Raw genomic sequence first — 11,852 nt, forward strand, 5'->3', positions numbered from 1 at the left:
CGCCCCGACCGCACCACCATCGAAGGACAGAACCCCCGCCATGAAGCGCCGTATCGCCAAGAAGCTGTCGAACCGCCTGGTCATCGCCGTGCATTACGCCGACCTGGAAGCCACCCGCCGGCTCCTGCGCGCGGGCGCGGACGCCGACCGTCCCGACGCGGACGGCACGACGCCGCTGTACGCGGCCGCGGTGCGCGGCGACGCCGACATCGCCGAACTCCTCCTCGGCGCGGGCGCCGACCCGAACCGTGAGAGCGGCAGCGGCGACGAAGGCCTCCCCCTGTGCGCGGCCGCGGTGTGGGCGCACGACGACGCGGTCGGCGTCCTGCTGGCGGGCGGCGCCGACCCGAACCTGCGCGAGGACGGCGGCTTCGGCAACTCCGCCATCCACTGGACGGTCCGGGAGGGCCACACCTCGACGACGGCGCTGCTGTCGGCGGCGGGCGGCCGTCGGCCGCTGCTGTTCGCGTAACGCGGGCGCGGCGGTCGCCGGGGTCGGCTCACCCGGCGGTGTGCCGGGCAGGCCGCGGCGCGGGCGGTCCGACCGCAGAGCGGTCGTGCCCGGTGGCGCGGCGATTCAGTCCGCGAACCGCCCGTCGACGTACACCCACAGCCCGTCGACCCGGCTGAAGCGGCTTCGCTCGTCGAGGACGTGTTCCCGGCCGCCCTCGCGGTAGCGGGCGCGGAAGGCGACCGTGCCCTCGGCGTGGAACGGGCCGCCGTCCTCCGTCCCCAGGATCTCCAAGCCGAGCCAGCGCGTGCGCGGGTCGAGGTCGAGCGTCCCCGGGCGGGTGTCCGGGTGCCAACTGGACAGCAGGTAGGCGGTATCGCCGACCACGAAGGCGCTGTACCGCGACCGCATGAGCTGCTCGGCGGTCGTGGCGGCCGCGTCGCCGCGGTGCAGACGGCCGCAGCAGTCGGTGTAGTCCGCCGGGAGCCCGCACGGGCACGCGGTCGGCGTGGCGAACGCCGCGGGCGCGGCGGAACGGCGGGCGGAGTCCTGCGGGCGGGTCTTGCGTCGGGACATGCGCCGATTATCGCGCGTCGCCGCCGGGCGCTCCCGAGCTGTGCGTCGGCAGGCGCCGCGCGTGGCGGCTCCACGCGGCGTGGCACCGATCGGACCTGCCGTCGCCGAACCTGTCTCAGTGCGCGGTCCATCCCCCGTCCACCGGCAGCACCGCCCCGGTCAGATACGACGCTGCGGGGCTCGCCAACAACAGTGCAGCTCCGCCGAGTTCGGAAGGCTGGGCCCAGCGGCCGAGCGGGACTTGGTGGTCGAGGAAGGCCCGCACCTGCGGGTCGTCGTCGACGCCGTCGTTGAGCGGCGTGCGGAACGGCCCCGGCGCGAGCGCGTTGACGCTGATCCCGGTGCCCGCGAGTTCGACGGCCAGGCTGCGGGTGAACTGGACGACGGCGCCCTTGCTCGCTGCATAGGCACTGCGTTCCGCGGCGCCGACGACGCCGAGGGCGCTGGCAAGCGTGACGATGCGCCCGTATCCGGCAGCGCGCATCACCGGCACCGCCGCCTGGCAGGCCAGGAAGGTGCCGGTCACGTTGACGTCCAGGCAGCGCCGCAGATCGGCGACGTCGAGCTGCTCGATCCCGCCGCGGGCCTGGATGCCGGCGCTGGTCACGAGGATGTCCAGTCGGCCGTGCCGCGCGGTGACCGCGGCAACCGCCGCACGGACGGCGTCGGCGTCGGTCACGTCGCAGGCGACGCCCGACACGTCCGCACCAGTCTCGTCGGCGATCGCCTCGGCGGCCTTCGCACACGCGTCGCCGCGGCGGCTCGCGACGACCACAGCTGCCCCGGCGGCGGCCAGCGTACGGGCGATCGCAAAGCCGAGGCCCTCGGAACCGCCGGTGACGAGCGCGGCCTGACCGGAGAGGTCGAACGCGGCGCCGGAGGTGGGGTCGGACGGGTTGGTGGCAGGCATGCCGAGATCATCACAGCTGCGTTGTCGATCACGCAGCCGGATTTCCCGCATCGCGGGTGACCTGCGGACGACGGGTGTATGAAAGTTGGATGACCGCTGATCACACCCCGTCGTCCTCCCCCGACCAACCGCCGCCGCCGTTGTCCGGGTTCCAGGACGAGATCTACCTGCAAGGGCTCCTGGAAGACCGCGTGCCGCCGTACCCCACCGATCCGGCGCGGCTGGAGGAGGCCGCGCGGCGGGTGCTCGCGGCGGGCCCCTTCGGCTACGTCGCCGGGTCGGCGGGCACCGGGGCGACGGCGCGGGCGAACCGGGAGGCGTTCGACCGGTGGGCGATCGTGCCGCGCATGCTGCGCGACGTGCAGCACCGGACGCTCGACCGCGAGGTGCTCGGCACGCAGATGACCGCGCCGGTGCTGCTCGCGCCGATCGGGGTGCTGTCGATCGTGCACCCGGACGCCGAACCGGCCGCCGCGCGGGCCGCGGCCGGCCTCGGGCTGACGAGCGTGCTCAGCACGGCCTCGTCGACCCCGTTGGAGGAGGTCGCCGAGGCGGCCGGGGACGGCGACCGGTGGTTCCAGCTGTACTGGGCGCGCAGCCCCGAGGTGACGGCGAGCCTGCTGGCCCGGGCCCGCGCGGCGGGCTATCGCACGCTGGTGGTCACGTTGGACACGGCGATGCTGGGGTGGCGGCCGCAGGATCTCGACCAGGCGTACCTGCCGTTCCTGCGCTCGATCGGCATCGCGAACTACCTGTCCGACCCGGTGTTCCGTGCGGGGCTGGCGAAGCCGCCGGAGGAGGATCCGTTCGGCGCGGTGGCGCACTGGGCGGGCATGTTCTCCAACCCGGGTGCGACGTGGGAGGACCTGGCGTTCCTGCGTGAGCACTGGGACGGCCCGATCGTGCTCAAGGGCATCCTGCACCCGGACGACGGGCGTCGGGCGCTGGACGCGGGCATGGCGGGCGTCGTGGTGTCGAACCACGGCGGGCGGCAGGTCGACGGGGCGATCGCCGCGCTCGACGCGCTGCCGCTGGTCGCGGAGGCGGTCGGGCAGGACCTGACGGTGCTGTTCGACAGCGGCGTCCGCACCGGGTCGGACGTGGTGAAGGCGCTGGCGCTGGGGGCGCGGGCGGTGCTGCTGGGACGGCCGTACGCGTACGGGCTCGCCCTCGGCGGCGAGGAGGGCGTACGGCACGTGCTGCGGTGCGTGCTGGCCGAACTGGACGTGACGCTGGCCCTGTCCGGCCATGCGCACGTGGACGACCTGACGCCGCGCGACTTGGTGCGCCGCTGACCGCCCCTCACCCCGGGTCCGGGGCCGCCACTCCCGGGGTCACCAGCGCCGTCTCGTAGGCGAGGATGACCGCTTGGACCCGGTCCCGGAGCCCGAGTTTGGCGAGGATACGCGTGACGTGGGTCTTCACCGTCTCGATGCTCACCGTGAGCGCGGCCGCGGCTTCGGCGTTGGTCAGGCCGTGCGCGAGCAGCCGCAGGACCTCGAGTTCGCGTGGCGTCAGCCGCGCCAGGTCCGCGTGCACGGACGGCGCGGCCCGGCCCGGATGGGCGAACCGCTCGACCAGCCGCCGGGTGATGGCCGGGGCCAGCAGCGCGTCGCCCGCGCTGACGACCCGTACCGCGGCGACGAGTTGCTCCGGTGTCACGTCTTTCAGCAGGAAGCCGCTGGCCCCCGCGTTGAGCGCGGCGTAGACGTAGTGGTCGAGGTCGAACGTCGTCAGCATGAGGATCCGGCACGGACGGCCGTCCGCCGCCGACGGCGGATCGGCCATGATGCGGCGGGTCGCCGCCAGACCGTCCAGGTTGGGCATGCGGATGTCCATGAGCACCACGTCCGGGCACGTCCGCCGCACCGCCGCACACGCCTCGTCGCCGGTCGCCGCCTCGGCCACCACGTCGATCCCGGCGACGGTGAGAATCATGCGGAATCCGGAGCGGACGAGTGCCTGGTCGTCCGCGACCACGACTCGCAGCGGCACCGCGCCCTGATCGCCACCAGGCGCCGCGCCGGCCACACCGCCGGCCACATCGCCGGTCACCGCGGCGGTTCCGGGTCGGCGGCCACCGGAATCACCGCGCTCAGCCGGTAGCCGCCGGTCGGGAGGCGCCCGGCCCGGAGTTCCCCGCCATGCAGCGCGACGCGTTCCGCGAGGCCCACCAGGCCTCGCCCGCCACCCCATGCCTCGGGACGGCGGCCGTCCGCGGCACCCTCGTCGGCGACCTCGATACGCAGCACGTCCGCACCGTACGCCACACACACTTCGGCACGCCCGCCCGGCGCGTACTTCAGCGCATTGGTCAACGCCTCCTGCACCACGCGGTACGCCGTCAGCTCCACCCCCGGCGGCAGCGGCCGCACCGGTCCCTCGCCGCGGAGCCGGACGTCCAACCCGGCGGCGGCCACCCGCTCCACCAGGACGGGCAGCCGGGCAAGATCCGGCTGCGGAGCGAGCGGCGGGGCGAGCGCGTCGCCGGGCGGCTCGTCCGACGCGGCGTCGGCCGAGGACCCCGGCACCCTCGGGGAAGCGTGTTCGGGGGCCAGCACGTCGAGCATGCGCCGCAGCTCGGCCATGGTCTCGCGCCCGCCGGCCTCGACGGCGTGCAGCGCCTCGGTCGCCGCGTCCGGATCGGACCGCAGCACGACACGAGCGGCCCCGGACTGAATCACCATCACGCTCACGTTGTGGCTGACCACATCGTGCAACTCGCGGGCGATCCGGGCACGTTCGCGGGCCACCGCCTCGGCGTGCGCGCGCTCGGCACGCACCGCCCGGCCGTGCAGCGCGCTCGCCCGGGTGCGCCACGTGCCGATCGTGCGGCCGAGTGCCCATATCGCCAGCATCACCGCTGCCGCCAGCATCCCCGGCGGCCCGCTGCCGGCCGCGGGGAACTTCAGTGCGAGCAGCAGCGTCGCCACACCGAACACGGCCGCCGCCGTGCGGACTTCCCGCACATGCGCGGCCACCGAATAGGCGCCGACGGCCAAGGCCATGAAGGCGGCCATCGTTGCGTCGTGCGAATCCGTCGCCGCGACCGCCATCCCCTGCACCGCGAACGCCGGAATCGGACTGCTGCGCCGCCACGCCGCCGGGACCGCGGTCGGCAGCGCCAGCAGCAGCGCCCAGAACGTGAGTGTCTGCGGCTGCTCCAGGACCATCGGCCGCCCCATGACGTCAACCCCGACCGGACGGTCTCCGTGCGGGTCCGCGACGTACACGAGCAGCACCAGGTCGGCCAGCAGGAACCCGGCCGCGAGCAGCGCATCGGCGCCCCGCGGACCGGGCCGGCGCAGGAACTCCCCCAGTCGGCCCCGGCCGTGCAGCGTGTCGGCAGCGGTGATCGGCGTCATCCGGTCATTGTCGCGACGGTCACAGCCGCCGCACATCACGCGTGCGTGCCAACCCCGCCTCCCCCGACGGAGCTACGCCGCTGCACGTAGCTCCCACGAGGGACACGGGGTTGGCTCGCCCGATGGACGTCTGCCCGCCCGGGCCGCGCCTACCGTCCGACCCCATGACCGAGACAACCCGACCCGCCGCCGGCCCCGTCGCCCCGGCCTCCCAACCGGCCGCGGCGCTGTGCCTGGACGCCGTCACCAAACGCTACGACGCCTCCGGCCCCGCGGCGCTCGACGGCGTCAGCCTGACCGTCGGCGCGCACGAAGCCGTCGCCGTCATGGGGCCCTCCGGCAGCGGAAAGTCCACGCTGCTCAACCTCGTCGCGGGCCTCGACCGGCCGTCGACCGGATCCGTCACGGTCGCCGGCACGGCCTTGGACGGCCTGTCCGAAACCAAACTCGCCCACTTCCGCCGCCGGCACATCGGCATGGTCTTCCAGTTCTTCAACCTCCTCGACGACCTGACCGTCGTCGACAACGTCCTCATGCCCGCCCGCCTCGGGGGCACCCCCCACCGGACCGCCCAGGCCCGCGCCGCGGAACTCCTCGACCGGCTCGGCATCGCCCGCCATGCCGACGCCTACCCCGCCCGGCTGTCCGGCGGCGAACGCCAACGCGTCGCCATCGCCCGCGCCCTCATGAACCGGCCGCCGCTGCTCCTCGCCGACGAACCCACCGGCGCCGTCGACAGCGCGAACGGCCGCACCATCATGCATCTCCTCGCCGAACTCAACCGCGACGGCCAGGCCCTGCTCGTGGTCACACACGACGAGCGGTTGGCTGCCGAGTGCACGACGCGGACGGTGCGGATCACGGACGGCCGCATCTCCGACGGCGGCGATCCGGGCGGTGCCACCCCCGGGCTTCCCGGGACCGGCGGCGTCACCGGCTCCAGCGCGGGAGACGCGCGATGAAGGCCGCCCTGCACGCGGCGTGGGCGGCCGTGACCCGCCGACGCCTGCAGACTGCGGTCACCGCCGCGGTCGCCCTGCTCGCCACCATGACGGCCGTGCTCGCCCTCGGGCTGCTCGTCGCGTCCTTCGGGCCGTTCGACCGCGCGTTCTCCGCCCAGCGCGGTGCACACGCCACCGTCGGCATCGACCCCGCGAAAGCCACCCCCGAACAAATCCTGGCCGCAACGGGGAACCCCCGCATCACCGCGGTCGGCGGCCCCTACCCGGAGACCTCGGCAGAGCCGACGGTCGACGGCAGCGTCCGGCGCGGCGCCCCGCCGATCAGCGTCGTCGGACGCGACGCCCCGGACGGCTCGGTCGACCGGATCACCCTGCAGAGCGGGCGCTGGGTCCGCGCACCGGGCGAGGTGGTGCTGTCCCGGGCCTTCGCCCGGACCGCGACACCTCGGTCGGGCGACGGCATCGCCGTGGGCGGCGTCATCACCCTGAACGGCCGCGACTTCACCGTGGTCGGGATCGCCGCGTCGATCACCGGGACGGCCGACGCCTGGGTCCGGTCCGGCGAGGTGGCGTCGCTGGCGGGGCCCGACAGGGCTCCGACGTACCAGGTGCTCTACCGGTTCGCGCACGCCGACGATGCCGAAGCGATCCGGGCCGGAATGGCGGACGTCCGTGCCACGCTCCCGGCGGACGCCGTCCTGGGGTCGTCTTCGTGGTTCGAAGCACGCCGTCAGTCCGCGGAAACCGCGGCGCTGGTCGTCCCGTTCGTGACGGCCTTCGCGGTCCTCGGACTGGTGATGGCCGTCCTCATCGTCGCGAATGTCGTCAGCGGGGCTGTCGTCGCGGGATACCGCGGCATCGGCATCCTCAAGACGCTCGGCTTCACCCCGGGCCAAGTGACCGCCGTCTATGTCCTGCAGGTGCTGCTCCCGGCAGTCGCCGGCGTAGCCGTCGGCATGGTGGCAGGCCATCTCCTCGCGACACCCCTGCTCGCCGACACGGCCGAGTCGTACGCCCTGCCGCAGGCCGCGGGGGTCCCCCTGTGGGTCGACGTGGCCGTGCCGCTGGGAGTGGCCGCGATCGTATGTGCGACCGCGCTCGCATCCGCCGTACGCGCCGGGCGCGTCCCCGCCATACGCGCGATCGCCATGGGCCGCGCACCGCGCACCGGACGCGGCTTCCGCGCCCACCGGCTGCTCGCCCGCGCGCCCCTCCCGCGGGCGGTCGGCCTGGGACTGGCCGGCCCGTTCGCCCGGCCCGCACGCAGCGCCATGACCCTGGCGGCGCTGCTCCTGGGCACCGCCGCCGTCACGTTCGCCTACGGGTTGGGAACCACGCTGACCCGTGCCGAGCACGGCCTGGCACGCACCGGATCGGCGCAAGTGGAAGTCGGGCTCGCGGTGCGGCAGACGGCGGCGGAGTCGTCGGCACCGCCCGGGCAGGCACCGCCGGGTTCCACCGCGCCCGGGCTCGGGGAGGCCGGCGCCCCGAGCACGGCACCACACGTCAAGGCCGACCCGGCGGCCGTCGCCGCCGCCTTGCGCGCCGACCCGCGGACCGACCGCATCACCGCGTTCTCCCGCGAACAAGTCCGGGTACCCGGCCGGTCCGATCCGATCGAAGCCGTCGGCTATGACACCGATTCGGCGTGGATCGGCTACCCGCTCGTCGCCGGACGGTGGTTCTCCGGCCCGGGCGAGGCGGTCGTCCCCACCCCGCTCCTTCGTGACGCGGCGCTCGGCATCGGAGATTCCCTCACGCTGGAAGTCCAAGGCCGCCGGACGACTCTCCGCATCGTCGGCGAGGCGTTCTCCAGTGATTCCGACCAAGTCCTGACCGACCGGAGCACGCTCGCCGCGTTGTCCGCGGAGCCGCACGTCGACGGCTACGAGGTGCGCGTCAAATCCGGCACGGACGTCGCCGCCTACACCGAAAGTGTCGGCGCCGCCGCGGCGTTCGCCGACGTCTTGGTCATGCCGCGGGACGACGACAGTTCGACGATCGACGTCATGCTGGGGCTCATCGCGACCCTGACCCTGTTCCTCGCGGCCGTGGCCGGGCTCGGCGTCCTCAACACCGTCGTCCTCGACACCCGCGAACGCGCCCAGGCCATGGGCGTGCTGAAATGCCTGGGCATGACGCCGCGCCAGACCACCGTCATGGTGCTCACGTCCGTGGCTGGGCTCGCCGTCGTCGGCGGACTCGCCGGACTCCCGTTGGGCGCGGTACTGCACCACACGGTGGCCCCCGCCATCGCCGGGACGGCGCAACTGCGGCTGCCCGATGCGATGCTCGCGGTGTACTCGCTGCCGATGTACGTACTTCTCGCGGCTGCCGGGCTGGTCCCGGCCGCGCTGGGCGCGGCAATACCGGCGGTCCGCGCGGCCCGGGCCCGGGCGTCGGGGGTACGGACGGAGTGATCCGAATCGGTGTCGGGCGCTTCAGGCCGCTAGCGCGCGTCTTCGGTACCGGCTTCCGTTTCGAAAACCAGCTCTCGCGGCGGCCCCACCAGCAGGTCGGGACCCGCCGCGAGAGCATCCGTCAAGTGCGGGCTCTCCAAGTGCGCGGCGAACGCCCCACGGTCGCTCCACTGCTCGAACACCAGCCAGGAGCCTGGGCGTTCCGGGTGGGTGTAGGCCTCGTAGGCGATGTTCCCGGCCTCGGCCTGCGACGGCGCCACCATGGACAGCGCCTGCGCACGGACGTCGTCCTCGCGGCCCGGCGCCGCCTCCAGCAGCGCGATCGCGGTGACCCGCCGGGGTGCCGGGGCGAACAGCGCCAGCGTCTCGGGGAGTTGCGAGTGCACCGGCGACGGCAGCGCGTCCGGCGCGAACCACTCCAGTGCGTCGAACTTGTGCGGCTCCCCGATCGCCACCGCGGCCGGGTCCACGCGTACCGCGAACACCGCGGCCACCCAGTGCGACCCGACGGGGTCGCCGCGCAGCACGTTGCGCATGCCGAGCGGGGTGATCTCCTGCGGCGCCGCCGTGTACTCCTCGGTGACCTCACGCGTCACCGCGGCCTCGAAGGTCTCGCCGAATTCCAAGGCCCCCGCGCCGCAGTCCCAGGTCCCGGCCTCGTCTCGGGCGCCCGGCGCGCGGCGGGCGAGGAGGATGCGGCCGTTGCCGTCGTGGCAGACGAAGACGCACGACACGGAGGGGGTGGCAGACATGCGGATCCTGTTCGGGGGAGCCGTGCGGACACGGGCGGGCGGTGCGGTCCTGGGTCAGAAGTGGTGCAGCAGTTCCGCGAACGACGCCAGCTGCAGAATCCCGCCGTCCGCGGGGTCCACGACGTCGTGCTCCAGCACCCACGTGTGCTCGTGCGGGATGAACACCGCCCGCAGCCCCGCCTCCCGCGCCGGCAGGATGTCCGACTTCGGCGAGTTGCCGATCATCCACGCGGTCGCCGGGTCGAGGCCCAGTTCGGCGATCAGCGCGAGGTAGGTCGCGGTGTTCTTCTCCGGGACGACGTGCACGCTCCGGAAGTGGTCGCCGATCCCCGACGCGGCCACCTTCGCGGTCTGCTCGTCGAGGTCCCCCTTGGTGACGAGCCGGAGTTCGTGCCGGGCGCCGAGCGCCGTGAGGGTGTCCGCGACGCCCGGGATCAGCTCGATCCCGCCGCGGCGGAGCAGCGGTGCGGCGAGCAGTTCGATGTGCTCGCGGTCGGCGTCGGTCGTCGGCCGGCCGGTGAGCTTGGCGGCGCATTCGGCGAGGCTGAGCAGGAAGACCTGGCTGCCGTAGCCGAGGGTGACCGCGTTGGCGTGCTCGATCGCGTTCAGCTCGGTGCGGACCTGGGCGCGGGTGAGTCCGGGCGGGGTCAGCCAGTCGAGGTAGGCGTCGATGACCCGCTCGAACAGGATGTTGTTCTCCCACAGCGTGTCGTCCGCGTCGATCAGGAGCACTTGGGCTGCGGAGACGGCGGGCGGCGGGCCGGGCGGCGTTGCGTGTCGGGTCACGCTGCAGGGTAATCAGCGCATGCGGTGGGGATCAACGCGATTTGCGCCTCTCGTGCGGGGGCCGCGGCAGGGCCCGGCACCGCATCGGCGGGCGCTGCTCACCCGGCCGCCCGGCCGTGTTCACCGGGGTGTCATGCGGGCGTGCGTGGATGGTCCGCGTCGGGTGGGCGCGGGTCGCGGGGGTGGGGTTTCGGGTGCAACGTCCGGCGTCCGGGTCCCCTGCCGATCCCCTCGCGTCCCTGCCCCCCGACGGCTATACGGTCGTCCGCACGCTGCGCTCGGACGCGCACGGCACGGTGCTGCTGTGCCGTGCCGACGACGACGCTCTTCGTGCGGTGGAGGTCCTGCGGGCCGGCGCGGGCACCGAGGCCTCCCGGCTCGCCTTGCACGCGGAGCTGCTCGCGGCGGCCGCGGCGGGCCGGCATCCGTGCGCGGTCCCCGTGCACGACGTGGGGGTGACGGCCGACGGGCGCGGCTTCGTCGTCCGTGACTTCCTGGAGGGCGACCCGGTGGCCGGGCCGCTGCCGGTGACCGAGGTGGTCCTGGCCGGGATCCGCTGCGCGCTCGTGTTGCGGGCGGCGCACTGCCGCGGGGTGCTGCATCTCGACGTGCGGCCGGGGGTGCTGCTGCGCGGCGGCGACGACGAGGTGTATCTGTCCGGTGTCGGCATCGCCCGGGTGCTCGCCCGTACGTCCCCGTCGGCTGCGGAGGGCCGGGATCCGGCGTATGTGCCGCGCGAGTTGGCCGGGTGGGAGCTGCCCGGCCCGGCCGCGGACGTGTACCTGCTCGGCGCCACGTTGTACGCGCTGCTCGACGGCGTCCCGGATGACGCCGACGACGTGCTGTTCCGTGCGCTCGTCGACGGCCGCCCGCCGCGTCCGCACGACGCGCCGGTACCGGCGCGCCTGGCCGATCTGCTGCGGCGCATGGCCGCCCCCTATGCGGCGGACCGCCCGTCCCTCGGCGAAGTCCACGGTGTGCTTTGCGGGTTGGTGCCCCACGAGGCCGCGGAACGGGTGCCGCGGCTGGATCCCGAGCCGGACGAGCCGGATCCGCTGCTGCGCCCGGATCCGCCGGAGGAGCCGTACGAGGACGAGGAAGACGATCCCGACCATGCCGCCCGGCAGCGTCGGCGCCGGCGTTGGATCGCCGGTATTGCGGTGACCGCCGCGGTGCTGTTCGCGGGCGGCGCCTATACGGTGACGCAGACCGGCGGGGGCGGCGGCAAATCCCGTGCGGGCACCGGCAATACCCCGGCGGCGGCTGTCTCGCCGGGTGCGCCGCGGCTGTTGGCGGGCTCGCAGGCCGCGCAGTTCACACCGAAGGACGTCACCACAGCTGCTTTCGGCGGCAGTACCCAGGTGGCGTGGCAGCCGCCTGGAGACAGCGCCCCAGTGGCCGGGTTCCTGGTGCTCGCGCAGGACCCGCAGACCGGTGCGGTCGCGGACCGGCGGCAGATCCCGTCGGGCACGTCGAATGCGGTCTTCACGCTGCCGAAGGGTGCGGCGGCGTGCTTCACGGTCACGACGCTGGTGCGGATGCCGGACGGGACGCTGGGCCTGGCCCCGGCACCGCAGGTGTGCCCGCCGCGTCCGTCCGCGACGCCGCCGACGGCGCGCCCCTGAATCGG

The 11,852-nt window shown here is 74.2% G+C and carries 11 protein-coding genes; 5 read left to right on the top strand and 6 right to left on the bottom strand.

Annotation, left to right across the window (positions count from 1 at the left end; translation table 11 throughout):
• Positions 1–40 precede the first annotated feature (40 nt).
• Positions 41–472, top strand: a complete 432-nt coding sequence (locus ABEA93_RS10345; protein ID WP_345675087.1) for an ankyrin repeat domain-containing protein — start codon at positions 41–43, stop codon at positions 470–472.
• A 105-nt stretch (positions 473–577) separates the two neighbouring features.
• Here ABEA93_RS10345 and ABEA93_RS10350 read toward each other — a convergent pair whose 3' ends face one another.
• Both ABEA93_RS10350 and ABEA93_RS10355 read right to left on the bottom strand, forming a co-directional pair.
• On the bottom strand, positions 578–1,027 hold the full coding sequence (locus ABEA93_RS10350; RefSeq protein ID WP_345675088.1) for a YchJ family protein: 450 nt from the start codon (positions 1,025–1,027) through the stop codon (positions 578–580).
• Between the two features lie 115 nt (positions 1,028–1,142).
• Positions 1,143–1,937: an SDR family NAD(P)-dependent oxidoreductase gene (locus ABEA93_RS10355; RefSeq protein ID WP_345675089.1), complete on the bottom strand. Its 795-nt coding sequence runs from the start codon at positions 1,935–1,937 to the stop codon at positions 1,143–1,145.
• Positions 1,938–2,026: 89 nt separating this feature from the next.
• On the opposite strand from ABEA93_RS10355, the gene ABEA93_RS10360 reads away from it, so the two are divergent.
• Positions 2,027–3,232 (top strand): lactate 2-monooxygenase, encoded by a 1,206-nt coding sequence (locus ABEA93_RS10360; RefSeq protein WP_345675090.1) that lies wholly within the window; start codon positions 2,027–2,029, stop codon positions 3,230–3,232.
• A gap of 7 nt (positions 3,233–3,239) precedes the next feature.
• Here ABEA93_RS10360 and ABEA93_RS10365 read toward each other — a convergent pair whose 3' ends face one another.
• Both ABEA93_RS10365 and ABEA93_RS10370 read right to left on the bottom strand, forming a co-directional pair.
• Positions 3,240–3,980 (bottom strand): response regulator, encoded by a 741-nt coding sequence (locus tag ABEA93_RS10365; RefSeq protein ID WP_425584900.1) that lies wholly within the window; start codon positions 3,978–3,980, stop codon positions 3,240–3,242.
• 8 nt (positions 3,981–3,988) lie between these two features.
• Entirely contained in the window at positions 3,989–5,302 is a 1,314-nt protein-coding gene (locus ABEA93_RS10370) for a sensor histidine kinase (protein ID WP_345675091.1), read from the bottom strand.
• A 164-nt stretch (positions 5,303–5,466) separates the two neighbouring features.
• On the opposite strand from ABEA93_RS10370, the gene ABEA93_RS10375 reads away from it, so the two are divergent.
• Both ABEA93_RS10375 and ABEA93_RS10380 read left to right on the top strand, forming a co-directional pair.
• Positions 5,467–6,264, top strand: coding sequence for an ABC transporter ATP-binding protein (locus tag ABEA93_RS10375; RefSeq protein ID WP_345675092.1), 798 nt, complete (start codon positions 5,467–5,469; stop codon positions 6,262–6,264).
• On the top strand, positions 6,261–8,684 hold the full coding sequence (locus ABEA93_RS10380) for an ABC transporter permease (protein WP_345675093.1): 2,424 nt from the start codon (positions 6,261–6,263) through the stop codon (positions 8,682–8,684). The genes ABEA93_RS10375 and ABEA93_RS10380 overlap by 4 nt, the downstream gene beginning before the upstream one ends.
• Positions 8,685–8,713: 29 nt before the next feature.
• Here ABEA93_RS10380 and ABEA93_RS10385 read toward each other — a convergent pair whose 3' ends face one another.
• Together ABEA93_RS10385 and ABEA93_RS10390 are read right to left on the bottom strand one after the other, a co-directional pair.
• Positions 8,714–9,436, bottom strand: coding sequence for an antibiotic biosynthesis monooxygenase (locus ABEA93_RS10385; RefSeq protein ID WP_345675094.1), 723 nt, complete (start codon positions 9,434–9,436; stop codon positions 8,714–8,716).
• Positions 9,437–9,490: 54 nt separating this feature from the next.
• Entirely contained in the window at positions 9,491–10,222 is a 732-nt protein-coding gene (locus ABEA93_RS10390; RefSeq protein WP_345675095.1) for an HAD family hydrolase, read from the bottom strand.
• A gap of 194 nt (positions 10,223–10,416) precedes the next feature.
• Here ABEA93_RS10390 and ABEA93_RS10395 point away from each other — a divergent pair, with 194 nt between their 5' ends.
• The gene (locus tag ABEA93_RS10395; RefSeq protein WP_345675096.1) at positions 10,417–11,847 is read left to right on the top strand and encodes a serine/threonine-protein kinase; all 1,431 of its coding nucleotides are present in this window, start codon (positions 10,417–10,419) and stop codon (positions 11,845–11,847) included.
• Positions 11,848–11,852 lie beyond the last annotated feature (5 nt).

Source organism: Yinghuangia aomiensis (assembly GCF_039542225.1).
In the GTDB taxonomy this organism is placed as follows: domain Bacteria; phylum Actinomycetota; class Actinomycetes; order Streptomycetales; family Streptomycetaceae; genus Yinghuangia; species Yinghuangia aomiensis.

Coding starts and splice junctions, on each gene's coding strand:
- ABEA93_RS10345 (WP_345675087.1), top strand. CDS start 41: ATGAAGCGCCGTATCGCCAAGAAGCTGTCGAACCGCCTGGTCATCGCC.
- ABEA93_RS10350 (WP_345675088.1), bottom strand. CDS start 1,027: ATGTCCCGACGCAAGACCCGCCCGCAGGACTCCGCCCGCCGTTCCGCC.
- ABEA93_RS10355 (WP_345675089.1), bottom strand. CDS start 1,937: ATGCCTGCCACCAACCCGTCCGACCCCACCTCCGGCGCCGCGTTCGAC.
- ABEA93_RS10360 (WP_345675090.1), top strand. CDS start 2,027: ATGACCGCTGATCACACCCCGTCGTCCTCCCCCGACCAACCGCCGCCG.
- ABEA93_RS10370 (WP_345675091.1), bottom strand. CDS start 5,302: ATGACGCCGATCACCGCTGCCGACACGCTGCACGGCCGGGGCCGACTG.
- ABEA93_RS10375 (WP_345675092.1), top strand. CDS start 5,467: ATGACCGAGACAACCCGACCCGCCGCCGGCCCCGTCGCCCCGGCCTCC.
- ABEA93_RS10380 (WP_345675093.1), top strand. CDS start 6,261: ATGAAGGCCGCCCTGCACGCGGCGTGGGCGGCCGTGACCCGCCGACGC.
- ABEA93_RS10385 (WP_345675094.1), bottom strand. CDS start 9,436: ATGTCTGCCACCCCCTCCGTGTCGTGCGTCTTCGTCTGCCACGACGGC.